At 43.4% G+C, this 22,716-nt stretch carries 18 protein-coding genes and 2 pseudogenes; 11 read left to right on the forward strand and 9 right to left on the reverse strand.

Features of this window, described 5'->3' with window-relative positions; translation table 11 throughout:
- Window positions 1-36: 36 nt before the first annotated feature.
- Window positions 37-546 carry a YgjV family protein gene (locus CWO27_RS18615; RefSeq protein WP_107899357.1) on the forward strand — a complete coding sequence of 170 codons (510 nt, stop codon included), beginning with the start codon at window positions 37-39 and terminating at the stop codon, window positions 544-546.
- A gap of 122 nt (window positions 547-668) precedes the next feature.
- Here CWO27_RS18615 and CWO27_RS18620 read toward each other — a convergent pair.
- Together CWO27_RS18620 and CWO27_RS18625 are read right to left on the reverse strand one after the other, a co-directional pair.
- Window positions 669-2,123: pseudogene (locus CWO27_RS18620) on the reverse strand (glutathione synthase).
- Window positions 2,124-2,241: 118 nt separating this feature from the next.
- Window positions 2,242-3,189 (reverse strand): LysR substrate-binding domain-containing protein, encoded by a 948-nt coding sequence (locus CWO27_RS18625; RefSeq protein ID WP_107899358.1) that lies wholly within the window; start codon window positions 3,187-3,189, stop codon window positions 2,242-2,244.
- Window positions 3,190-3,315: 126 nt separating this feature from the next.
- Between CWO27_RS18625 and add the strand changes: the two genes are divergently transcribed.
- Window positions 3,316-4,314, forward strand: coding sequence for an adenosine deaminase (gene add, locus CWO27_RS18630; RefSeq protein WP_048662506.1), 999 nt, complete (start codon window positions 3,316-3,318; stop codon window positions 4,312-4,314).
- Between the two features lie 334 nt (window positions 4,315-4,648).
- Entirely contained in the window at window positions 4,649-5,242 is a 594-nt protein-coding gene (locus tag CWO27_RS18635) for a sugar O-acetyltransferase (RefSeq protein WP_107899359.1), read from the forward strand.
- Between the two features lie 64 nt (window positions 5,243-5,306).
- Here CWO27_RS18635 and CWO27_RS18640 read toward each other — a convergent pair whose 3' ends face one another.
- From CWO27_RS18640 to CWO27_RS23815, 3 genes and pseudogenes are all read right to left on the reverse strand, one after another.
- A complete protein-coding gene (locus CWO27_RS18640) occupies window positions 5,307-6,146 on the reverse strand; it encodes a hypothetical protein (RefSeq protein ID WP_102432565.1) in 840 nt (279 codons plus the stop codon).
- 37 nt (window positions 6,147-6,183) lie between these two features.
- Window positions 6,184-6,807 carry an HAD family hydrolase gene (locus CWO27_RS18645; protein ID WP_102479722.1) on the reverse strand — a complete coding sequence of 208 codons (624 nt, stop codon included), beginning with the start codon at window positions 6,805-6,807 and terminating at the stop codon, window positions 6,184-6,186.
- A 223-nt stretch (window positions 6,808-7,030) separates the two neighbouring features.
- Window positions 7,031-7,200, reverse strand: a pseudogene (locus CWO27_RS23815) (helix-turn-helix domain-containing protein); the annotation flags it as partial.
- A 680-nt stretch (window positions 7,201-7,880) separates the two neighbouring features.
- On the opposite strand from CWO27_RS23815, the gene CWO27_RS18655 reads away from it, so the two are divergent.
- The 3 genes from CWO27_RS18655 (at window position 7,881) to CWO27_RS18665 (ending at window position 12,646) form a co-directional block, all read left to right on the forward strand.
- Window positions 7,881-8,645 (forward strand): helix-turn-helix domain-containing protein, encoded by a 765-nt coding sequence (locus CWO27_RS18655; protein WP_102480585.1) that lies wholly within the window; start codon window positions 7,881-7,883, stop codon window positions 8,643-8,645.
- Between the two features lie 261 nt (window positions 8,646-8,906).
- Complete coding sequence (ygjK, locus tag CWO27_RS18660) at window positions 8,907-11,597, forward strand: alpha-glucosidase (RefSeq protein WP_102480510.1); 2,691 nt, start codon at window positions 8,907-8,909, stop codon at window positions 11,595-11,597.
- A 341-nt stretch (window positions 11,598-11,938) separates the two neighbouring features.
- Window positions 11,939-12,646: a GntR family transcriptional regulator gene (locus CWO27_RS18665; RefSeq protein ID WP_102480509.1), complete on the forward strand. Its 708-nt coding sequence runs from the start codon at window positions 11,939-11,941 to the stop codon at window positions 12,644-12,646.
- Window positions 12,647-12,846: 200 nt separating this feature from the next.
- On the opposite strand, the gene CWO27_RS18670 is transcribed toward CWO27_RS18665, so the two are convergent.
- The gene (locus tag CWO27_RS18670; protein ID WP_048662511.1) at window positions 12,847-14,046 is read right to left on the reverse strand and encodes an enolase C-terminal domain-like protein; all 1,200 of its coding nucleotides are present in this window, start codon (window positions 14,044-14,046) and stop codon (window positions 12,847-12,849) included.
- Window positions 14,047-14,307: 261 nt separating this feature from the next.
- Here CWO27_RS18670 and CWO27_RS18675 point away from each other — a divergent pair, with 261 nt between their 5' ends.
- The 3 genes from CWO27_RS18675 (at window position 14,308) to CWO27_RS18685 (ending at window position 17,455) form a co-directional block, all read left to right on the forward strand.
- Complete coding sequence (locus tag CWO27_RS18675; protein ID WP_107899360.1) at window positions 14,308-15,741, forward strand: PTS transporter subunit EIIC; 1,434 nt, start codon at window positions 14,308-14,310, stop codon at window positions 15,739-15,741.
- Between the two features lie 112 nt (window positions 15,742-15,853).
- Complete coding sequence (locus tag CWO27_RS18680; RefSeq protein WP_107899361.1) at window positions 15,854-16,810, forward strand: sugar kinase; 957 nt, start codon at window positions 15,854-15,856, stop codon at window positions 16,808-16,810.
- A gap of 15 nt (window positions 16,811-16,825) precedes the next feature.
- On the forward strand, window positions 16,826-17,455 hold the full coding sequence (locus tag CWO27_RS18685; protein WP_107899362.1) for a bifunctional 4-hydroxy-2-oxoglutarate aldolase/2-dehydro-3-deoxy-phosphogluconate aldolase: 630 nt from the start codon (window positions 16,826-16,828) through the stop codon (window positions 17,453-17,455).
- A gap of 98 nt (window positions 17,456-17,553) precedes the next feature.
- Here the strand turns inward: CWO27_RS18685 and melR are convergent, their stop codons facing one another.
- Window positions 17,554-18,558 (reverse strand): transcriptional regulator MelR, encoded by a 1,005-nt coding sequence (melR, locus tag CWO27_RS18690; protein WP_102478412.1) that lies wholly within the window; start codon window positions 18,556-18,558, stop codon window positions 17,554-17,556.
- Between the two features lie 327 nt (window positions 18,559-18,885).
- On the opposite strand from melR, the gene CWO27_RS18695 reads away from it, so the two are divergent.
- Both CWO27_RS18695 and melB read left to right on the forward strand, forming a co-directional pair.
- On the forward strand, window positions 18,886-20,238 hold the full coding sequence (locus CWO27_RS18695) for an alpha-glucosidase/alpha-galactosidase (protein ID WP_102478413.1): 1,353 nt from the start codon (window positions 18,886-18,888) through the stop codon (window positions 20,236-20,238).
- A 71-nt stretch (window positions 20,239-20,309) separates the two neighbouring features.
- Window positions 20,310-21,737 (forward strand): melibiose:sodium transporter MelB, encoded by a 1,428-nt coding sequence (gene melB, locus CWO27_RS18700; protein WP_107899363.1) that lies wholly within the window; start codon window positions 20,310-20,312, stop codon window positions 21,735-21,737.
- Window positions 21,738-21,837: 100 nt separating this feature from the next.
- On the opposite strand, the gene CWO27_RS18705 is transcribed toward melB, so the two are convergent.
- On the reverse strand, window positions 21,838-22,389 hold the full coding sequence (locus CWO27_RS18705) for a disulfide bond formation protein B (protein ID WP_102433561.1): 552 nt from the start codon (window positions 22,387-22,389) through the stop codon (window positions 21,838-21,840).
- Window positions 22,390-22,398: 9 nt separating this feature from the next.
- Window positions 22,399-22,554 carry a DUF5993 family protein gene (locus tag CWO27_RS23630; protein WP_017061085.1) on the reverse strand — a complete coding sequence of 52 codons (156 nt, stop codon included), beginning with the start codon at window positions 22,552-22,554 and terminating at the stop codon, window positions 22,399-22,401.
- Between the last annotated feature and the right edge of the window lie 162 nt (window positions 22,555-22,716).

Below are 22,716 nucleotides of genomic sequence, written 5' to 3' on the forward strand. Positions count from 1 at the left end.
TTTGTTCATAAACTTAAATTGACTGATGGAACGAGTATGGAAAACGCAATAGCACAAGGTATTGGCGGAATTGCATTCCTAGTTGGCGTGATGGCCTTTTGGCAAAAAGACGACATGCGATTTCGTTATCAGATGATGATGTTCTGTCTGATCATGGGAATTCACTTCACCTTAATGGGAGCTACAGTTGCTGCCATTGGCGTGATGATTAACGCACTTCGTAGTTATGCTTCCATCAAAACTCAATCACGCAAAGTGATGTGGTTTTTCATTGGTTTAATGTGGGTAATGACATTACCTAACATCACACACTTCTTTGAATTCATAACCGTTTTAGGTTCTTCAGTTGCCACTTGGGCATTATTTACCAAACAAGGTGTAACACTGAGATCCTTTATTCTGTTCAACTCACTTTGTTGGATTAGCCACAATATTTGGCTTGGTTCTATCGGTGGATCTTTGGTCGCAGGAGCATTTATTACCACCAATCTATTCACAATCTACCGTTTACACAAACGCAGCTTGTTAATTGAAAATAGGACATAATTACTGGAATAAAATCTATGATTTAAACCTAGAACTAATTAATTCATTGCACTCTAAAGACCATAAAGGCCAACGTTCACGCGCTGGCCTTGCTGCTATCTGTCACGGTTCAAAATTAAGCACTAATCAATCAACACCAGCGAATCGAGAATCCCTTTTCCACTGTGGATCCCGCCTTCGTTTTCACTAGCGGGTTTACTGCGGATCAAGTAGCCCGCGTAGCCACCGAGCTCTGTTACTGGTTCTCCTTGATAGTAAGCGGTGAACAAACCTACTTCGCTGATTAAGTCTGTCACGAGCGTTTGTTGTGTATCACGCACTGCAATTGTCGGTACGTCACGCTCATGCGGATACAAGCGCTGCATCAATGCCCATGCGTCGTACTCTTCTGGCTCAAGTTGGCTCAGCTATTCACTGATATCGTCACCAAAGACGCAGTGGCCACCGCCCTCTCCTTGGTTTTTCAGCACCCATTCTTGCTTATCAGCTTGTGTATTAAACCATTCAATTGCTTCACTGCCGATGGGCTTCATGTCAGCTAATACACTCTTGACCAGTTCGGCTTCTTGTAACGTTAAACCCCAACGTGCGTATTCAGCTGCTGGCAACATGGTCAGCAACATTTGCATGGTTTTACTGGTCGCTAATTGCTGGCTGATGGTCGCGTTCATTGCGACATGGTGTTGCTCCATAAACAAGCGAGTCTGACTTAACGTATGGCAACAAACCGATTCGTTGAGTTCTGGAGCCCAGTAATCTGAATACTGATAGCCAGCTCTTAGGTACACCACATCGACAGCGCCGACATCTTTCAATAACAAGCGTTGATTATCGCCCGATGAAAGCTGGCAGCTCAATTGTTCAAAGGTACGACGAACCGTGCGAATGCCCTGTTTTTGCAGCTCAACTTCAAGCAAATGTTGGTCATATACGTTGTCTTCGTTCTTCTGCACCACCATCAAGAAAACCGGTTTATCTTGCTCGTTGAAGTCGGCTTTTACTTGCCTTGCAGCATTAGCGATACCATAAGCCAACTGGGTTAAACCTTGGTTTTCAGCCGGTGTTGCTGACGGGTCTTCCAACCAATTGTTATAAACGTTTGCCCATTGGTTTTGCATGAACGAGTGGAACTCTGTAGCGCGTTGACCAAACGGGGCCATCCCTGCCGCAATGCCATTAAACTCAATCACTTTTGCACCGTGTCGGCGATCGTCCATAAAATCAGTACGCATCAACAACAAAGGTTGTCAAGCTGGATTCAAGCGCTCATCGGCACTGCCATGAGCCTGTTGATGAAGCTCCATCAAGCGACCAAAAAACGGATCGGCTTTCGCCATATCGCTCAATGATGACTGTAAAAAGTCATGGTCTTCCGAAACATTGTTGATGAGCTTGGTGATAAGCGGTGTCACCCTCAACAGGTGTTCAAATACCTTACGCTCAATACTCATTGGAGCAAGGCTAAAAGGGCAATGTCTCGCGGAATTGTCAGACTGACGAAAAGCGACACCGTGCATAATGGCCCACTCACAAGCATCTTCAATGACTTGTTGCGGAATCGATGGCATTGGATTCATTTAGATATCTCATTCTTGGCGGGCATTTGGCACCCGTAGTAAGACGATGCTCATTCGAAAAAGACGAAATAAATTTTAAAAAAGTTATTTCGCCGTTTTGATCATCGTAGCTCGCAGTTTACAGCTGAGGTTCTTGGGTCTTATTGACGATTAGGTCGCGAAGCCATTTGTGACTTGGTTCAGAGTCAAAATAACGATGCCAAAGCAAAAACAAACCACCGGGAACCAACTCAATGGGAATCGGTTTCATCACCAGTTCGCCACTCTCAATATAGTCACGAACCGAGTTGTACGGATAACACATCAGCAAATCGCTTTGCTTGCACAGCTTTACTGCGCTGGTGATGTCCGACACGTTGGCGGCTTTGTTAATTTGAAGCTGTTTGGCTTGCAAGATCTCCAGAAGCAACCAGTCGCCAACGCCACCAGTGACTAACTGAATATGACGGTATTTAAGGAAGGCTTGCAGGTTCCAATCTTCCTGAAGCACCGGGTGATCATTACGCATCAAACACACAGAGTAATCTTGCAGCAATTCGACATGGTTTAACTCAGCAGGGATATTTTGAATGTGAGTACTCGCTCTTTCATCGAGCTCAAAAATTCCAATCCCAAAATCGACCTCACGCTTTAGTAGGCGCTTAAAGGTTTCGCTACTCCAAGTAGTGCTGTTTACCGTAATGTTCGGCGCATCTGCCAACGCGTTAGGCATAAATTTAGGGTATATCGCGGTATAAGCGGTTTCAACAAGATCGATATTAAAAGTGCGCTCGCTGTCTTTCGGCTCAAAAATGTCCGGCACGGTTAGCTGTTCAACTTGCAAAAGGATCTGATGAATCTTAGGCGCTAAAGAAGTAGCTTTCGGGGTTGGAAACAGACCTTTAGATTCGCGCTCAAATAGCGGGTCATCAAACAAAGTTCGCAGCTTGGTGAGTTGCTTACTCACCGCGGACTGACTAAGGAATAATCGCTCTGCTGTTTTGCTCACACTGCGCTCTTCAAACAAAACGTGTAAACACAGCAGTAAATTCATATCACATTTGAGTAAGCTCTTAACATCTACCATGATATTCCTTAGATTCAGATTAATGATGACTTTATGTCACTTTAAATCATATCACAAACTTGTTAATTTAAGCCCATGTAACCTATGAGTTAATAACTCAAAAAATAATAGACCTAAGGAATACTCATGAATTTTCTAGCACTCCCTAAGATTGATCTGCACTGCCACCTTGACGGAAGTGTTCGTCCAGACACCATTATTGATTTGGCGAAACAGTACGGAATCGAACTGCCTGAAGATCGCGATGCGGTTGTTCAATCTCTAACTGTGCCAGAAGATTGTAAAAACCTAGATGAGTATTTGGCTTGTTTCAGCCTGCCGCTACAAGTGATGCAGACTGAAGAAGCAATTGAGCGTATCTCTTTTGAGCTTTACGAAGACGCTGCACTAGAAAACGTTAAGTACCTAGAAGTTCGTTTTGCACCGATTCTTCACGTAAACAAGGGCTTGTCTCTTGATGCGATCATCGCAAGTGCGGTGAAAGGCATGAAACGTGCGGAAGAGAAGTACGACATCAAAGGCAACTACATCATGTCTGTACTGCGTATGTTCCCGAAAGATTCAATCAAAGATGTTATCGACGCTGGTAAGCCATACCTTGGTAAAGGTGTAGTTGCGTTTGATATCGCAGGTGGTGAAAAGCCAGGCTTCTGTGCTGAGTTCCCTGAATACACGCAATACGCTATCGAGCAAGGCTACCGTGTGACAGTTCACGCTGGTGAGCAATGGCATGGTCAGAACGTTTACGATGCAGTAACACTGCTTGACGCTGAACGTATCGGCCACGGTGTTCACATCCAAGGTAATGAAGACGCATACAACATCGTTAAAGAGAAGCAAGTTGCGCTTGAAACTTGCCCAACAAGTAACGTTCAAACTAAGTGTATTCACAAATTCGGCGACCACCCAATTGCTGAATTCAAAAAAGACGGCATCGTTGTAACGATCAATACAGATAACCGCACTGTGTCGAACACAACCATGACCAACGAAGTGAAACGTGTGTGTGAAACGTTCGGTCTAACAAAAGAAGATTACGCAGAGATCTACAAGTACTCTGTCGAAAGCGCTTTTGCTTCAGACGAGGTAAAACAGCACCTAATGGGTTTCGTTGAGCAAATCTAATTTGCCACCAAAGTAAGTCTTTTGCTGAATAGCTGGGCTCACTTAACGTCAGAGCTTAACGGTACAAAATAGGAAGAGAAAGGCTGAGGCTTTTCTCTTTTTTTATGTCCAAAAATCGCTAATCTTACAGTATTCGTCATTTATACCAATCACAGTAAGTAAGTGATCATAAATAGCGCAGGAAAAAGGCTTAAGAACAAGGCAGAAATTTTCGATAAGTAGTTATTCTACAATCAAAATTTCTAACGCAGTTATTGAGCGTTTTAACCAGCTAGGATGACCAGTTATTTACTACGATTGGTATTAAACCGAGACTCTCGGAAAGTAGGCAAGCATGAGTAATACAAACGATAAAACTGAACTAGAAAAGATGCTATCTGGGCAAATGTATGATGGTGCAGACCAAGAAATTGATACTATGCGTTCCAATGCCAGAAAAGCGCTAATGGCTTTCAACAACCATCAAGACCCAGACCAGCAACACACATTGCAAGAGCAACTATTTGGGAAGGTCGGGAGTAGCAGCTTAATCCAGCCCCCTTTTCATTGTGAGTTTGGCAAAACCATCGAGATTGGCGACGACACCTTCATTAATATGAACGTAGTAATGCTAGACGGTGCGAGAATCAAAGTCGGCAAAAATGTTTTAATTGGACCAAGCGTTCAATTCTATACGCCATCACACTCCCTTGATTATCGTAGCCGCCGTAAATGGGAAACCTTCTGTTTACCCATAACAATCGAAGATGATGTGTGGGTTGGTGGCAACTCAGTGATCAACCAAGGTGTAACGATTGGCGCTCGCTCGGTTATCGCAGCGAACTCAGTAGTCAACAATGATGTACCACCAGATTGCCTATACGGTGGTACGCCGGCAAAATTGATTAGATATTTGAATACTGAACAGCCAACTGACGACAGCAAGTAAACGCGAACTAAAAGTAAATGACAAAAGAGGTGATATTTTTAATTAAACATCACCTCTTTTTTGATTAGTTTACCGTGTCTCTTCTATCGAATGGGCTTCGTTCCATGGCTTTTTCATACTCACTTTTCGGGCCACTCAAATACGTAGTTTTGACGAATTTTTCCCAATCATAAAACAGCGATTCTATTGGCTGATCGGTAAGCTGTGAGGGGTCACCATTGCTCTTAATAAGATCAACAAACGCCCCTTCTCCCCATGAACGTTCAATAAACTCACCGACCGTATACCCAAGCTCATAAACCGCCGAGCTACTGTTCGGCTTATTGTATAAGTCCTGAACAAGCCCATCAAAGCGGCCTTTGATGGCGCTCCTGTTATTCATGTGGAACCAATAATCTTCAGATTTATAGATGGCTACGGCTTCCCACAACCAACGAGGGTTGTTCGCGAAATTGGGGTTGATTTGAAGTGTCAGTAAATGCACAAATTCATGCAATGCCGTTCGTTGGATTTCACCACCAAAATAAAGCAGCCTGATTTCATTACTTTTAGGCTCGATGTAGCCTGTAGAAAACGCATATCGCTGTCCAATGCTACGCTCTTGCTCATCTAAGTACGCCTTTTGGCTTTGCCATACTCTCACCGTTATGACCGGTATTGAGTCCAGGCCGAAGCTCTTCATCAAAGGCGCCTGTTTAAGTAATAGCTCGTTATAAATACTGGGAATTATCGCAGGTGAAGTTCCATCATAAAGGACAAACTTGAACTGTCCTTTATCTGATTCATAGCAACTATCACATGCTTGCTCACCGCGAATTTGAAGCACGAAAGCCACGACTAAAACCAGCACCGACATAGTCAAAAACAAGAATGTAACGATAGACTTAGGTGGGTATCTTTTCATTTTCTACATCCTCAAATTTAACTCATTCGCCAAGGTGTCAATCTATTAAATTAACGCCAAGCGCCTGCAAGCTGTTTTCACACTGAGCGGCATCGGTAAACTGAATACCAGCTATGCCTACAGCCTTTGCCCCTTCAACGTTATAGGGCATATCATCGATGAAGACGGTTTCTGAAGCTTCAAGCCCATTATTAGATAGCAGCGCTTGGTAGATTTCAGGTTGTGGCTTAAGCATGCCCAATTCAGCAGATACTGCCGCACCATCAAACAACGCCCAAAACTGATAGGTATTTTTTAAATATTCAACAATCTCGACCACATTGTCAGTAAGCGCGTACACATCATAGCCCGATCGCTTTACTCGCTCGATGAGTTCAACTGAACCGTGCAGTAAGATCTGCGTTTGCTTAACGTAATAGAACAGGCGATCGCACTCTAACGGGGACAAGTCGAGTTCTTGTTGATAACGAAGCTTGGCCTCACTTTCGGTCAAGAATCCTTTGTTCAAATCCAACCAAATCGTACTTTGAAAAATAGAACGAGCTCGAGACTCCAATTCTTCAGTATCACCAAAAGTAAGCCGGGCAATTTCCAGAGGTGCCCAACGCACAATGACATTACCTACATCAAACACCACATTTTTGATTTCATTAGAACTCATACACACTCCCGTTATCACCATGTCATTGATGGAAAAGCGACACAAAGTGCCGCACATCAAGATTCATAGCGAACGTTTATAAATTAAAAGCCTTGGGTAGAATATACAATCAATAGAGTACAAAAAAGGCCATCATTACGACGGCCTTCTCAATATCAATAAACTAAGAAATAACTAACACAAATCGGCTTCTGAAGAGAATATGGTTGGTGCTTTAGAAGCGCTATACACCTATACCTTTATTGATCTTTTTCCATTGAAGTGGTGTTATTCCGTTCGCTCGCTTAAACGCTCTTTTAATTGTGAGGCATCTGCGTATCCCAAGTGAAGCGCAATATCTGAGATCGAATAGTCTTGAATAGTCATAACGCGCTTAGCGAACTTAAAAGACAGGGCCATCTAAAAGCACTCACCAACTTAAGACATGAAAACTTAGCCATGTAGCTCGCAACTCAGAAACCTCAAGCACTCGAAGTACGTCCTATTGGATGTGCTTTTTTCCTGCCTGCTTACAGGTGATCTTATTCTTCCTCCTATCAAGCCAAGAGAGAGCAAGGTGAGATACCAAGTAAATTAAAGATCGAGTAATAAATAGGACAAATATATAGGAAGTTTAAGAAATAACTATATAATATGATTACGCTTCAATAATTACACTCCCCATTTAACTAACCTCCTTACTCCTTATAACAATATTTTCACTGGTCACCTCCTCAATAAAATACCAGTCAATCACGAATACTTTGTGATATCAATCTAGACTAAATTCCCAAGTACAACTTATTGATACTGCCCACCCAACAAATTAATCTCTCGTAAGAAAATTTTTACTAAAAACCACCATTAACTTAATTTTACGCATCAAAACAATTATACTCCCCACATATTGATAATGAGTTAAACGTTAGTAACATTGAGTGAAACTTGTTCAATAAACAACAAGTAAAATTCTCAAATTTGCAAAACTCAACTCATAGTTAATATTGAAAATATTTGGAACCAAAATCACAAGAGTAGGATTCTCTTGAATTTATTATCAAGGATACTGACGAAAATAGAACAGGCATTGTTAGATGAATAATTCTGCAACGTATTTACTTGCTGCTTTACGAGAAAAAATCAAAGAGAAAGGGATTTGTTATTCCGATCTCTCTGCCGGGATGGGAATTCCTCTCTCAACCATTAAAAGACAACTACACAACACGTCTTTAGGGCTGGATAAAATACTCTCATACGCAACTCATTTAGATACTGACTTAGTAGAATTATCTATTCTAGGCAAACAGTTACAGCAAGAGAACGAACAGTTTATTACGGATATAAACAGTGAAATATTCCATCAATATCCGTACTTGTTTGATTTTCTGTATCTATTACGACGCAAGGAATGGTCACCTCAAGATATTGCCAATAAATACCAACTGAGCCATACGTCAGTCGCCATATATTTTCGCGCATTAGAAATGATGGATTATGTTGAATTGAAAGGTAATGACCAATACCGATTCAAAGATCAAGGCCGTTTTATTTTTGAAGAAGGATCTAAGCTTGATACGTTGTTTGCTAAGCGCTTTAGAGATGAAGTATTCAGCCATGACGTGCGCCCTCCGATCTGTATAGGACGCATTGCTATTACTGAAGAACAAGAAGAAAAGCTGGCTAACGAAGTGTACAACAAACTGATTGAATTTGATGTACAAAACAAGAATGGAGAAGGCAGTGAACGACTCAGAAATGTGTTAATGACCTACACTCCAGGCAATCAGATATTTCTTTCTGATACGATCCCAAATATTGACGGTGAATTATTAAAATCCATATCGATGGCAAACGAATAATGATTAACACGCACTAATAATAATTTATATTTTATTGATAAGGAATCTAGTCGTAATCCATCAAGGCACAATATTATTAAATAATTAATAACTTGTTATTTAAACAAGTTGAATAAAGAAAGAATAGACGCAAATAGCGCTCTTTTCTCATACCAATAAGTGAAATAAATAAGGTTGAATCTTCTTCACGAAACTCGGCAGGGCATGTCTCGACCTTTTTTCGCCTGATCAGATTCAAAAATCAATAAAGAAGGATATAACATGCAGTTTAAAACGTCTTTATGTGCGATTGCTGTCGGGGTTGCTCTAACACTAAGCGGGTGCAACAGTAGTGATAATAGCTCGAATGTGGATGCTCCACTTAAAGCAACCGAATTCCACAACACCATCGATCGTGCAGGTGTACCTGTGGCATTGCGTGATTTACACGGCGGCCACCTGCGCTACATTCCAATGTTCGATAACGGCTCATGGCATGGCCACACGTTAGACACCAAAGGTGGTGAAATCACACTAGGTGGTACAGCGCTATTGACCGAAGAATACGTATCATTCATGGCTGCACGTTTCGACCGTTTGACTCTGGCTGTCGACGGCCAGCCAATGCCGCTAGAATTGACAAACGCATACTCACAACCAGGTGCGTTGATTCAAACGTATACAGGCGAGAACGGTATCGAAGCCGAGCTAGAAATGCGTTTTGTGACTAATCGTACTTCTCTTGCAAAAACCACCATCAAAAACCCCAATAAGCTAGATATTCAAGGTGAATGGGATGGTGAGTTGATGCAAAACTATCGTGCGGATGATGGCACGGCATACAAGAATGAAGACAGCACAGTCCGTAGTGTTGAAGAAGCTTACCCAACTTACTCCCGTGAAATTACAGCGACAGACAGTGGTGTAGAAGTCTCTTTTGGCGCAGTTCGTGATTCATGGTCATTGTTGACATCTAGCGATTCAAAGTTCGAAGTGACGCGTTCTATCAAACCAGAAACTTCTACCATCAATGATGACAAGAAAGGTTTCGTGCAAACGGCCTCTCTAGGTGATGGCGAAGAGATCACGTTATACACGGCTTACACTCACGTTCAAAACACCAAAGAACAAGCGTCTGAGTTTGCAAAACTAGATAAAGTAATGGCCGATCCAAAAGGTTACATGCACGATTCAGCAATGCGTTGGGAAGAGTACCTAGAAAACGGTCTCACCAACGATGCGGCTTCAAAAGAGCATGAGTTCGTTGCAGTAAAAGCAATGGAAACATTGAACGCGAACTGGCGTGGAGCTGCGGGTGCGATTGACCACGACACGGTAACCCCTTCCGTTACGGCTCCTTACTTCTCAGGCAACATGACATGGCCGTGGGATACATGGAAGCAAGCTTACGCAATGTCACACTTCAACCCAGATGTAGCGATGGAAAACATTCGTACTGTATTCCAATACCAAGTGCAGTCTGATGATCCAGTGCGCCCTTGGGATGAAGGTTACCTGCTTGATGTTGTGACTTACAACCTGCCAGCAGAACGCTGGGAAGGCATGTCTACTGAATACAAAAAAGTGTTCCCTCAAGCGACAGATGGCTTGAACTGGAACGAGCGTAATACTAAGCCATCACTGGCAGCATGGGCGGTATGGGAAGTGTATACCGCACTGAAAGATGAGCATAACCGTCCAGAAGAAGCGCAAAAATGGCTAGAAGAAATGTATCCGAAGCTAGTGGCGTTCCACGATTGGTGGTTACGTGCTCGTGATACCAACAAGAACGGAATTCCGGAATATGGCGCAGCGAAAGATCCAATTCACACGGTTTTCGCAGGTGACGTGAATGACGGTTCTTGGGGATCAGATGCGTCTGTGGACGACATGAAATTCCAATATAAAGACGAGGCAAATGGCGATACGTGGCTCAAAGAAACGAGTATCGAGAAGTACAACGAATTGCTGACTTCTGGTGATTACACGGCGATGAGTATCCCTGCAAAAGTCGCAGCGGGTTGGGAGTCGGGTCGTGATAACGCGGGCGTGTTCGGCTTTATTGACACTATCGATAACCTACAAGGATTATCTGAACAACCGACACAAGAAAAAGCGGAAGAGATAGACCAAATGGGTCGCTACGCGCACGACACCAATGGCTTTGACAACACGTACAATATTGCGATGGGCGCAGACGGTTCAGTGGTGACCTACCTTGATAATTCGCTTGAGAACATGAACAAATTGGCTCAAGCGAAGAAAGATTGGGAAGTGAAGTTCAACGAGAACACTGACGATTCAAGCAACCTCTCAGGTTACTCATTGATGCAAGAGTCGGTAGACCAAGCATCTTACTGGTACTCAGATAACCTATACCTATCGCAAATCGCCGACGTACTGGGTAAAGCAGACAAAGCGGCCGAGTTTGCAGAAAAAGCAGCGGACACCAAAGAGTACATCAACCGTTGTATGTACGATGAGTCAACAGGCTTCTACTACGATATCGAAGTGGTACCAAATGGACTTCCTAACCAATGTGCAGGTCCGGTACTAGTGAAGCGAGGCATGGGCCCTGAAGGTTGGTCACCACTATTCAACAACGCCGCGACGCAAGAACACGCGGACAAAGTCGTGGAGAACATGCTGAATACCAGCAAGTTTAACTCACCTAAGATTCCGCTAGGTACGGCATCAATGGACAACCCGGCTTACGGCCCAGACATTTACTGGCGTGGTCGCGTGTGGCTAGATCAGTTCTACTTTGGTGTGCGCGGTATGGACAACTATGGCTACGGTGTAGAAGCGCGTCAAATGGTCGACAAGCTATTCCAAAATGCACAAGGCCTAACAGAATCTACCCCGATTCAGGAAAACTACAACCCAGAAACGGGCGAGGTTCAGGGCGCGAATAACTTCTCTTGGAGTGCAGCGCACCTTTACATGTTGTACAACGGTTTCGTGGGTAAATAGCAGCCACACTCATTAGATATTAGGCGTTGCGGATGACCCCCCTAGCATCTGCAACCGCTTAAACCTCTTCAAATCAGGTTAGATTCAAAAGTCACAGTAAATGCTGTGGCTTTTTTATTATTTGCTTGCATGTAACCTCGCCTTCACGCTTATCTAATCAAGAAAGAGAATAAAGTCACACCCCCCAGAAGTAACCCTCTAATTCGCCCTCCAAAACACCCTATTTCCCATCATCTAATTGGCCTTCTATGTTAGAATTACCGGCTAGCTCGGAATGCGCTGAGTATCTGATTTAGTTAACTATAATTTAATCACCATGAGTGCTTTTTTAAGTTTTTAGAATGAAAAAATATGAATTAGTTGTTCAAGATATTGTGAGCAAAATTTGCCAAAACAGTATCAGCCATAAGCTTCCTGCTGAAAGAGAACTATCTGAAATATATGGATTATCTCGTTTCACGATTCGCAAAGCACTAGCCAAGCTAGAGGCTATTGGCATGGTGAAATCTAAGGTGGGTTCTGGTTACTTCGTCAACACTTCTCTGATTGGTACACCACTGGTGTACAACTCCATTACTGAAAACAGTTTTGAAGAGATCTCTTATAAAAAGCTCCAGCTGAATAAAGCGCTACCCGATAACCACGAACAGCAGATTTTTTCTTTAGACAACAATGACTACATTTGGAAAATTAGACGGCTTCGATTGATTAACAACAAAGTAGTTCAAATAGAAGAAGCCAAGATCCCTGTTAACGTCTTCCCAGAAATGAATGCCGAGATCATTGAAAGCTCAATCCAGAAACATGCATTGGCGAAAGGCCTTCAGATCGATAGCTACTTAACAACGTATCAAGCGATCAATGTTTCTAAAGAAGATGCGGAGTTGCTCGGCTGCAAAAAAAATGCGGCAGTCATGAATATCACCAACCGAGGTTTCTTAGCATCGGGGGAACTGTTCATCGTCAGTGATATTATCGACATCAACTACCAATGCACCTACCACACGCCTTTTAACAGTGAGAGCATGAGCTTCCGAGATAAGAAGTAACCTTTAAATTCGATTTAATATGGTTAATTTTTATATATAAGTTAATTACGCTATAGATTAGCCACTAATACTATTTCACATCTAGTATCATTAATTTAGTGATACTAGAAATATAATTTTTGATAATACGTAATATCTGGTAAATATATTAAATAAGAAAATGGTCGCTTATAGCGACCATTTGATATTAAAAATACGAGTTAAGGGGTATGAATCGCGCCATCAGGAAGGCGACTTTGAGTCCACTCATGGGGGCGATACATAACAGGGAACTCTGCTGCAACTTCTCGGTCGATTTCAACACCAATACCTGCGATTTCAGAAGCGTATAAGTAGCCATTAATTGGCTCTGCAGCGTTCGGGAATACCTTGTTCGTATTCTCGTTGTACTCGACATGTTCTTGAATGGCGGCATTGTGTAAATGCACATTCAAATGCGTGTTTACCGCTGCGCCAATTGGCGTCATATCTGGTGGGCAATGCCATGCAATACGAACACCGAAGTTCTGACATAGATGGCCGAGTTTCAGAGCAGGAGTAATGCCACCAATCTGTGAAACATGACAACGAATGAAGTCAATGCGACGGTTAGCAATCAATGATTTCCACTCTTCAGGGTTATTAAATAACTCCCCTAAACCTAATGAAACTGAGCTTTGGCTACGAATATTATCCAACCATTCCGTTTGATTTGGCGGCAGAATATCTTCAATGAAGTAAGGCTTATATTGCTCGACTTCTTTGGCAAATTGTATCGCTTGGTTCGGGAATAGGCGCTCATGCACATCATGAAGAATATGGAATTGGTTACCATATTTCTCTCTCAGCGACTTAAACATCGTTAGAGTATTGTCCATGTACTGATCTTGGTCGTAATATGAGCCTTCAGTCGGGTTTTGAGTGGTATGCAAATCGGTTGGAACGCCGCCATAGAAACCAAGCTGACAACGAATGTGCTTGTAGCCTTTGTCTAGGAAAGATTCCACCAGCTCATAAATACCTTCCATTGTGTCGCTAGTCGCGTGTGTGTATACAGGAATAGCATCACGAGACTTACCACCAAATAACTGGTGTAACGGCATACCCGCCAATTTGGCTTTAATATCCCACAGTGCCATATCAACACCGGAAATTGCATTATTGATAACAGGGCCATTTCGCCAATAAGCGTTGACCATCATCATTTGCCATAAGTCTTCAATATTGTTGGCATTTTTACCAATAAGAATAGGTTTTAAATATTCATCGACCATTGTTTTTACAGCAAGCGGTCTTTGTTGGAATGTCGCACAACCAAACCCAGTCACTCCTTCATTCGTTTCAACTACCACAGTAATGAGATTGTGTCTGTCTGGTTTAGTAATAATACAATGGATATCAGATATAATAGTTTCTTTCACAATTAAATAACCTAAACTTAAGTCAACTCCTATTATCTAACCGCTTTAAAAATCACATTTCAAGCGCTAATTTTCGCCTAAAAATAATTGGTACGTTAAGTGTTTTTTTTTGATAAACAAAACATACCAATTGGCCAAAAACGGTGAAAAATTAATTTTTCGGATTTTAAATGTGATTGAGATCTCTTTTTACTCCGTTGGATTTAAATTGGTTGTCGTTATGATTTCTCGAGTTAAATATATTCCAATAACAGGTGTAGTATGCAAATGGTAGAAAAGAGTGATGCCGTTATTAATAACTCAAAGTCATCATCGAAGAAGAAAAATTTCAAAGAAAATATACAGTTATTAATCACTGCACTTGGTGGTGAAGACAATATCGTGAGTATCACGCACTGTATGACAAGGCTGAGATTCAAATTATCAGACGAGTCACTGGTAGACGAAGAAGCGATCAAGCAGATCGCAGATGTGAAAGGTGTGGTACTTCAACAAGGTCAAACTCAAGTCATCATCGGTGTTGAGGTAGAGAAATGGTTCAACGCGCTATCAAACACTCAACAAGCTGACGCTAATCCGGCTGATGAGCTAGAGAAAGGCAAGCTGTTCCAAGGCGTGATGCGCATTGTCGCGGGCATCTTTGGTCCAGTTGTACCCGCAATCGCTGGCGCTGGTATGTTGATGGGCCTGTTGTCTGGCCTTATTGCAACCAATGTTATCTCTGAAACCTCAGACACGGTTTATTTCTTCCGCTCTATCTCTGTTGCTGTGTTCTTCTTCTTACCTATGCTGGTCTCTTTCTCTGCAGCCAAAGTATTCAAGGTAAACGAGTACATCGCGCTTGCTGTTTCCTCTGCAATGTTAGCCCCCAAGCTAGTAGATAAAGCGGTGATGCTAAAAGATGCTGGCGCTGCACCTGAGCTGACGGTTCTAGGCGTAGTACCGATTGAACTGCTTAACTACGGCGGCGCTATCGTACCGGCTATTCTCGCTATCTGGTTACTGTCAAAAGTGACTCCGTTAGTTGACCGACTGGTACCCTCTTCAGCAAAACCAGTATTTACACCATTGCTTGCCTTTACGGTGACTTCAACCATCACGCTATCATTTGTTGGCCCTGCGGGCATCTGGCTAAGTAATGGCGCGGGTTGGGTAATGAGTTCACTACTGGAAATCTCTCCGACATTAACAGGCTTTGTGTTTGGTCTGACTCGCCCGATTACCATCGTATTTGGTATTCACCACAGCATGACACCAATCAGCCTCAACAACTTTGCACTGTATGGTAAGGATCTACTTATGCCAATCATGTGTTTAGGTAACATGGCAATTGCTGGCGCGACAATGGCTATCTGGCATAAGCAACGTAAAACGGTATCTAAAGAGCAATCTTCAATTACGATGGGCTCAAGTGTTACCGCGATCTTAGGCATCACGGAGCCGGCTCTATTTGGTGTACTAACGAAATACACCAAAGCGATGATGACCGCGAGTTTGGCTGCAGGTGTGTTCGGTGCTATCTCGGTAACAATCGATACGCATTTAACCAGCTACATTCTTTCTTCTGTATTCAGCTTACCGGCTTACCTTGCAGGCGGTACGCAAAACTTCATTCAAGCACTAATGGGCGTGGTTGGTGTGTTCGCACTGTCTTATGTTCTAACGCTGTTGTTCGTGAAACTAGACAACAAGTAATCGGCTAGTCTCACTCCCGTAAGATTAGAATCGAAAAAGCATGACCGTATCTCGTTATGGTCATGCTTTCTTCATACGAACAAATCCAACCTTTCCTTTCTAAGGCTATATTATGACCCACATCGCAATCATCGGTGAGTGCATGATTGAACTGAATGGCGCGCCATTTGGCAACATGCAACAAAGCTATGGTGGAGACACGCTCAACGCCGCTGTTTATTTGAACCGAAGTGCCACCAGCCATTCCTGTTCGTCAGATACACCTATGATTCGTACCAGTTATGTCACAGCGCTAGGCTCAGACGCTATCAGTCAGCAGATGCTTAACCGATGGCAGGATGAAGGGCTATCAACTGATTTCGTGCTGATTGACGAGCAGCGCTCGCCAGGCCTGTATCTGATTCAATTAGATGACGTTGGTGAACGCACATTTCTGTATTGGCGTAATGACTCGGCTGCTCGCTACATGGTACAGCACCCAGATTTCGACAAAATAACCGCCCAACTTGAAGATGTCGATATGGTGTTTTTGAGTGGAATCTCTCTGGCGATCTTGCCTCATGGCGATCAGCTAAAGTTGCTCACTATCATCGAAAGCCTACGTGAACGTGGTGTGGCCATCGCCTTTGATAGTAACTACCGACCAAAGTTGTGGGACTCACAAGACGCAACCAAAGAAGCTTCTCAGCTTGCCTATAAAACGACAGATATAGCCTTGGTTACCTTTGATGACGAACAACTGCTATGGGGCGATCAAACGCCACAAGACACCATAACAAGGCTACATGCACTCGGCGTCAAAACCGTTGTTGTCAAGCTTGGTGCTGAAGGCTGCTTGATCAGCGAAAAGCCCGAAGGTGAGCCAGTAAAAATCACAACGACACCTGTCGAGACGGTGGTTGATAGCACCTCTGCTGGCGACTCTTTTAATGGCGGTTTCTTATCTTGCTATCTCGCTGGAGGTTCTATTGAAGAAGCCTGCCACCAAGGGAATGCATTAGCCGGATTGGTGATTCAACATCATGGCGCAATCATCCCAAAATACATCACCGACACCCTTTCAAACTGATATTAAGAAGCAAACATGTCTACAATTAACGAACAACTAAAAGCACTTAAAGTTATCCCTGTTATCGCCATTGATAACGCAGAGGATATTATCCCTCTAGGCAAAGTATTGGCTGAGAATGGGTTGCCAGCGGCTGAGATTACGTTCCGTTCAGACGCCGCTGTTGAAGCGATTCGACTACTTCGCCAAGCACAGCCAGAGATGCTGATCGGCGCAGGAACTATCTTAAATGGCGAGCAAGCACTCGCTGCTAAAGAAGCGGGCGCGACCTTTGTGGTATCACCGGGCTTTAATCCGAACACAGTTAAAGCATGCCAAGAGATCGGCATCGATATCATTCCAGGTGTGAACAATCCAAGCACCGTTGAAGCAGCACTTGAGATGGGACTAACGACTCTCAAGTTTTTCCCTGCCGAAGCTTCAGGTGGAATCAGGATGGTTAAGTCACTCGTTGGTCCATACGGCGACATTAGACTCATGCCTACAGGCGGTATCACGCCATCAAACATCGATAACTACTTAGCGGTGCCTCAAGTATTAGCCTGCGGTGGTACATGGATGGTCGACAAGAAACTCGTTGAAAATGGAGAGTGGGATGAGATTGCCCGCTTAACACGCGAGATTGTCGAGCAAGTGAATCGCTAATCGATAACGATCTACAAAGCACAAATTCTCTTGATTCCATCGCAACAAAGCCACAGCACATGCTGTGGCTTTGCTTTTATCGGGTTGTATCAATATCGCTAACTGTCTTTCGTTGTTAACGGCCGCTTCCCATCACATGCCCCTTTCTCAAGGTCGTATAGAGGGCTAGCTCCATGACTGCTCCATCGGTGATCTTCTCTAGCTAATTTTCTATATTGAGTCGGCGTGACACCAATGTACGTTTGGAAGGTTTCATAGAATCGACTACTCGAATTAAAGCCCACCGTGAGTGAGATATCGAGAATAGTTCTGTCCGTATCACTCAGTAAAGCACGAGCATGATTGATGCGCATCGCAGTAATGTACTGCTTAATAGTCATCTGCATCGTTCGCTGAAATACGTTCATCGCGTAGTTGCTGTGTAACCCGATATGTTCAGCGATATCTTTAACGGTCAATGGCTGATTATGGTGAGTCGCAATATATTCCAACATCTGGCTGACATAGAATTGCGAGTGTTTCGATACCCCTTTCTTAGTCGACTTATCCTGTCGATTTACCAACAGTTGTTGCCAGCCATCAAGGCAGATTCGTTTAAGCATTAGGCCAATTTCATCCATAGCCAACTGTTGACGACTTTCGGACGAATGCTTTATCTCCTCTGCCCAACGTGAGATTTCAAACTCACTGATCAGCGAACAAGAATTCGATTGCAACACACTGCCGTGAGTGATCTGGTTGACTAAATCCCGACTGAGAGCCCACGACATAAAATGGTGAATCGGTATGTTGATGATTCCCATATTATGGCATTGGCCTGGATTCGTCAGTCGATGCGGTACCGATGCCCAAAACAAGCCAATCGACCCACTTTTGACCACAACCGGGCTACCGTTAATGATGTACTCCACATCATCGCCAAAGGGTATATTCACCTCAATTTGACCATGCCAATGATAACCAGGCATGGAATGAGGGGCTCTGAGTTCAATATCGATTTTCTCATAGGAAGAATAGAGAGACAGTGGGCTTACCGACACGGTCTCGGATGAATACTTATCTAAAGTGATAATTCTCACCGTATCTGGGGCTGATTGCGGCATATCTCGCTCCTTAGGAAATCGTATAGCTGAGTTTTAACAGTTCCTCGATAATAAAACTCTGAAGGCGATCATAGAGACGCAGTACCCCAATTCATAAGATCATCACGATGTGATTAGAGTCAGTATCTTAAGTGCAAAACTAGCCTCATTGCATATCCTCTCTCCTTAAAAGCCAACAAGTTATCCCATTTCCTAAGATTTCTATTTAATGATTTAAAAATATTAGAAAACAGGAGAGCTATTCGATTATCTGAGACGAATCGACATGGGTTCTAGGTGTAATTTATCTGCATCAACAAAGAACTCAGAGAAATAAAGGATCCCACTATGCAAAGCCCTAAAATCACATTCATCGGTGCAGGCTCAACCATTTTTGTTAAGAACATTCTTGGCGACGTTTTCCACCGTTCAGCACTACAAAATGCTCATGTCGCATTGATGGATATTGATGAGAATCGATTAGAAGAGTCTCACCTTGTCGTCAGTAAGTTGATGGAATCATCCAGTGCGACTGGCTCTATCTCATGCCATTTAGATCAAAAAGAGGCACTACAAGGTGCAGATTTTGTTGTCATAGCCTTTCAAATCGGTGGCTACGAGCCATGTACCGTCACAGATTTCGAAGTGTGTAAGCGCCATGGTCTGGAACAAACCATCGCAGACACACTAGGCCCAGGCGGTATTATGCGTTCGCTACGCACAGTCCCGCATCTTTGGAGTGTCTGTGAAGATATGACTGAGGTTTGCCCGAACGCGACCATGCTTAACTACGTCAACCCAATGGCAATGAACACATGGGCAATGTACGAGAAGTATCCACACATTAAACAAGTCGGTTTGTGTCACTCAGTACAAGGTACCGCAGAAGAACTAGCACGCGACCTAGACTTAGATTACGCAGATCTTCGCTATACCTGCGCAGGCATTAACCACATGGCTTACTACCTAACCCTCGAGAAAAAAACAGAAAGCGGTGAGTACGTCGACATTTATCCAGACCTACTTGAAGCCTTTGAGAGTGGCCAAGCGCCTAAGCCGGGTATTTATCACAATGGTCGCTGCACCAACTTAGTCCGCTATGAGATGTTTAAGAAGCTTGGCTACTTCGTGACAGAGTCTTCTGAACATTTTTCTGAATACACCCCCTACTTTATCAAGCCAAATCGTCCAGATTTAATCGAACGTTATAAAGTGCCACTTGATGAATACCCTAAACGTTGTGTCGAACAAATTGCCGATTGGAAAAAAGACCTTCAAGAGTTCAAAACGGCCGATAAGATCACCGTTGAGGAATCTCACGAATACGCTAGCACCATCATGAATTCTATCTGGACGGGTACACCTAGCGTCATCTATGGCAACGTTAAAAACGAAGCCTTAATCGATAACCTGCCGCACGGTTGCTGTGTTGAAGTCGCCTGTTTAGTCGATGCCAATGGTGTGCAACCAATCAAAGCTGGCCGCCTACCAAATCACTTGGCCGCATTGATGCAAACTAACATCAACGTCCAAACTCTATTAACAGAAGCCATTCTCACTGAAAACCGCGACCGTATTTATCATGCTGCGATGCTTGACCCTCATACTGCCGCCGTACTTGGAATAGAAGAGATATACGCGCTGGTTGATGACTTGATTGAAGCCCATCAGGGTTGGTTACCAGAGTGGGTTAACAAGTAACTTCATACTAAAAAAACATACAACAACGTGAATATCAACGCCTTCTCACCGAGGAGGCGTAAGGAGTGGCAATGAGTATCTCTATGAATACCAAGCTAAGTTATGGCTTTGGCGCATTTGGTAAAGACTTCGCAATCACCATCGTCTACATGTACCTAATGTTTTACTACACGGATGTAGTCGGTATTTCTGCCGCTACAGTCGGCACCATTTTCCTCGTCGCACGCATCTGGGATGCCGTCAATGACCCTATTATGGGGTGGTTAGTCAACAATACCCGCACTCGATGGGGCAAGTTCAAACCTTGGATTTTAATTGGCACACTGGCTAACTCCGTGGTTCTTCTGATGGTGTTTAGTGCGCATTACATCGAAGGTCCTTGGTTAATCGCATACGCCGCTGTCACCTATATCTTGTGGGGCATGACTTACACACTAATGGATATCCCTTTTTGGTCACTGGTCCCAACACTCACCTTAGATAAGCGTGAACGTGAAGAGCTCGTCCCATACCCTCGCTTCTTTGCTAGCCTAGCTTGGATTGTAACTGCGGCTATCGCAATGCCTTTCGTGAACTACGTAGGTGGGGACGATAAAGGGTTCGGCTTCCAGATTTTTACACTCTTGTTGATCGCTTGTTTCTTGGTATCAACTTTCATTACTTTGCGTAATGTAAAAGAACGTTATTCAACCGCCAACCTAGACACAAATCAACCTGAAGAAAAGGTTTCACTGAAAAAGCTACTGTCACTTATCTACAAAAACGACCAACTGACTAGTGTTTTGTGTATGGCTTTGTCTTATAACCTCGCGACCAACATCATTACAGCGTTCGCGGTTTACTACTTCACTTATGTGGTGGGTAATGAAGAACTTTTCCCTTACTACATGGCTTATGCAGGTATTGCTAACCTCATCACACTGGTGCTGTTCCCTAAACTTGCCCAGATGTTTTCACGCCGAGTTCTGTGGGCATGTGCATCGTCTTTCCCTATTTTAGGCAGCGCAGTACTCATCTACGTTGGCATGTACGACAAACAGAGCATTCTGCTGATATCAACAGCAGGCGTTTTTCTACAAATTGGTACAGCGCTATTCTGGGTACTTAACGTCATCATGGTGGCAGACACGGTCGATTACGGTGAGTTTAAACTGGGTTCTCGTTGCGAAAGCATCGCTTACTCAGTGCAAACCTTGGTCGTAAAAGCAGGTTCGGCATTTGCCGCTTTCTTTATCGGTATCGCGCTCACCGCTGTTGATTATGTACCTAACGTAACGCAAAGCCCTGAAACCGTATTCGGCATGCAATGCATCATGGTTGGTCTACCAGCTTTCTTCTTTGCCATTGCGCTAATCATCTACTTCCGCTTTTACAAGCTGAACGGCGCATATCACCAAAAGATCCAAGACCACCTCACTGAAAAATATGACCACATTACAAACAAAGGCTCAGATAAAGGGGAAACCGCAAAACCGACAGAACCGGCACAAGTCGTATAGCATGAAATCACATCGAACAGTTTACATATACAATTAAAAGCGCAAACACAAACAACAAAGCCACAGCGTATGCTGTGGCTTTGTTGTTAGTTAATCGGCTCTAACCAACACCTTGATTAAGCAACCAATAACTCACTGGGTTATCAGGGCATTGATAAGGCCCACACTCAGCAAACGTAGCAATAGCATTGAGCGCAACCACAACGATTGCCAGTAAGCACGCAATACGCCCTAGATTGCTCATTTTGTATGGTTCTTGAGTTTCTATCTTATTCGTTAGTATCAAGATCACAGCAACCGCAAAGATAGTGGCCGTGAACAAAACAAAAGCCCACGTATAATAATGCATCCCGAGGATGGGGCTACCATAGCCAGGCGTACCGGGAATTACATGTAACGAGACCTGTCTTAGCGAGGTAGCAACACCATATAAAGCGCCAATTAGGACGATGCCATAGTGGCGAGATTGAGGCCCATAAACCACATTCAACATGAAGCCAAACGCCACCATCACAAAGCCAATACGTTGTAATAAGCATAACGGACAAGGCAACTCATTAAGAACAAACTGAAGAATAAAGCCGATCAACAAAACGGCTGTCATACCTAGCAAGCCAAGTGTATTCAAGAGAGTTAACTGATTTCGATTCATGCTAGCTCCTTACAGTAAGATCGATAATGGGTCGGTGGCATGGTGGTTAAACCAATACAAACCTAGGATCACTGAGCTAGCAAAAAAGCCATAAGCAGCGGTCTTCTTATCGAAAAAGGCGCATAGCATCGCCACTAGTAACAACAAAAACAGTAAAGACATCATAAGAGGTTTTTCCTTTCTATTTATCCTGTTCAGTCAGACTAAACGTCATAACGAATATCCACACCGATGCTCTTAATCATTCAAGTTCGGTAAATCGATAGATTACGAATTGAAGATCATCAACTTAATAGTTGTTAGTAAGATCCAAGCTGTCAAGTTTGG

It is taken from the genome of Vibrio sp. 10N.286.51.C3 (genome assembly GCF_003050065.1).
In the GTDB taxonomy this organism is placed as follows: Bacteria; Pseudomonadota; Gammaproteobacteria; order Enterobacterales; family Vibrionaceae; genus Vibrio; species Vibrio crassostreae.

Excerpts from the sequence above, each read along its gene's own strand:
- CWO27_RS18615 (WP_107899357.1), top strand. The coding sequence starts at position 37 with ATGGAAAACGCAATAGCACAAGGTATTGGCGGAATTGCATTCCTAGTT.
- CWO27_RS18625 (WP_107899358.1), bottom strand. The coding sequence starts at position 3,189 with ATGGTAGATGTTAAGAGCTTACTCAAATGTGATATGAATTTACTGCTG.
- add (WP_048662506.1), top strand. The coding sequence starts at position 3,316 with ATGAATTTTCTAGCACTCCCTAAGATTGATCTGCACTGCCACCTTGAC.
- CWO27_RS18635 (WP_107899359.1), top strand. The coding sequence starts at position 4,649 with ATGAGTAATACAAACGATAAAACTGAACTAGAAAAGATGCTATCTGGG.
- CWO27_RS18640 (WP_102432565.1), bottom strand. The coding sequence starts at position 6,146 with ATGAAAAGATACCCACCTAAGTCTATCGTTACATTCTTGTTTTTGACT.
- CWO27_RS18645 (WP_102479722.1), bottom strand. The coding sequence starts at position 6,807 with ATGAGTTCTAATGAAATCAAAAATGTGGTGTTTGATGTAGGTAATGTC.
- CWO27_RS18655 (WP_102480585.1), top strand. The coding sequence starts at position 7,881 with ATGAATAATTCTGCAACGTATTTACTTGCTGCTTTACGAGAAAAAATC.
- ygjK (WP_102480510.1), top strand. The coding sequence starts at position 8,907 with ATGCAGTTTAAAACGTCTTTATGTGCGATTGCTGTCGGGGTTGCTCTA.
- CWO27_RS18665 (WP_102480509.1), top strand. The coding sequence starts at position 11,939 with ATGAAAAAATATGAATTAGTTGTTCAAGATATTGTGAGCAAAATTTGC.
- CWO27_RS18675 (WP_107899360.1), top strand. The coding sequence starts at position 14,308 with ATGCAAATGGTAGAAAAGAGTGATGCCGTTATTAATAACTCAAAGTCA.
- CWO27_RS18680 (WP_107899361.1), top strand. The coding sequence starts at position 15,854 with ATGACCCACATCGCAATCATCGGTGAGTGCATGATTGAACTGAATGGC.
- CWO27_RS18685 (WP_107899362.1), top strand. The coding sequence starts at position 16,826 with ATGTCTACAATTAACGAACAACTAAAAGCACTTAAAGTTATCCCTGTT.
- melR (WP_102478412.1), bottom strand. The coding sequence starts at position 18,558 with ATGCCGCAATCAGCCCCAGATACGGTGAGAATTATCACTTTAGATAAG.
- CWO27_RS18695 (WP_102478413.1), top strand. The coding sequence starts at position 18,886 with ATGCAAAGCCCTAAAATCACATTCATCGGTGCAGGCTCAACCATTTTT.
- melB (WP_107899363.1), top strand. The coding sequence starts at position 20,310 with ATGAGTATCTCTATGAATACCAAGCTAAGTTATGGCTTTGGCGCATTT.
- CWO27_RS18705 (WP_102433561.1), bottom strand. The coding sequence starts at position 22,389 with ATGAATCGAAATCAGTTAACTCTCTTGAATACACTTGGCTTGCTAGGT.
- CWO27_RS23630 (WP_017061085.1), bottom strand. The coding sequence starts at position 22,554 with ATGATGTCTTTACTGTTTTTGTTGTTACTAGTGGCGATGCTATGCGCC.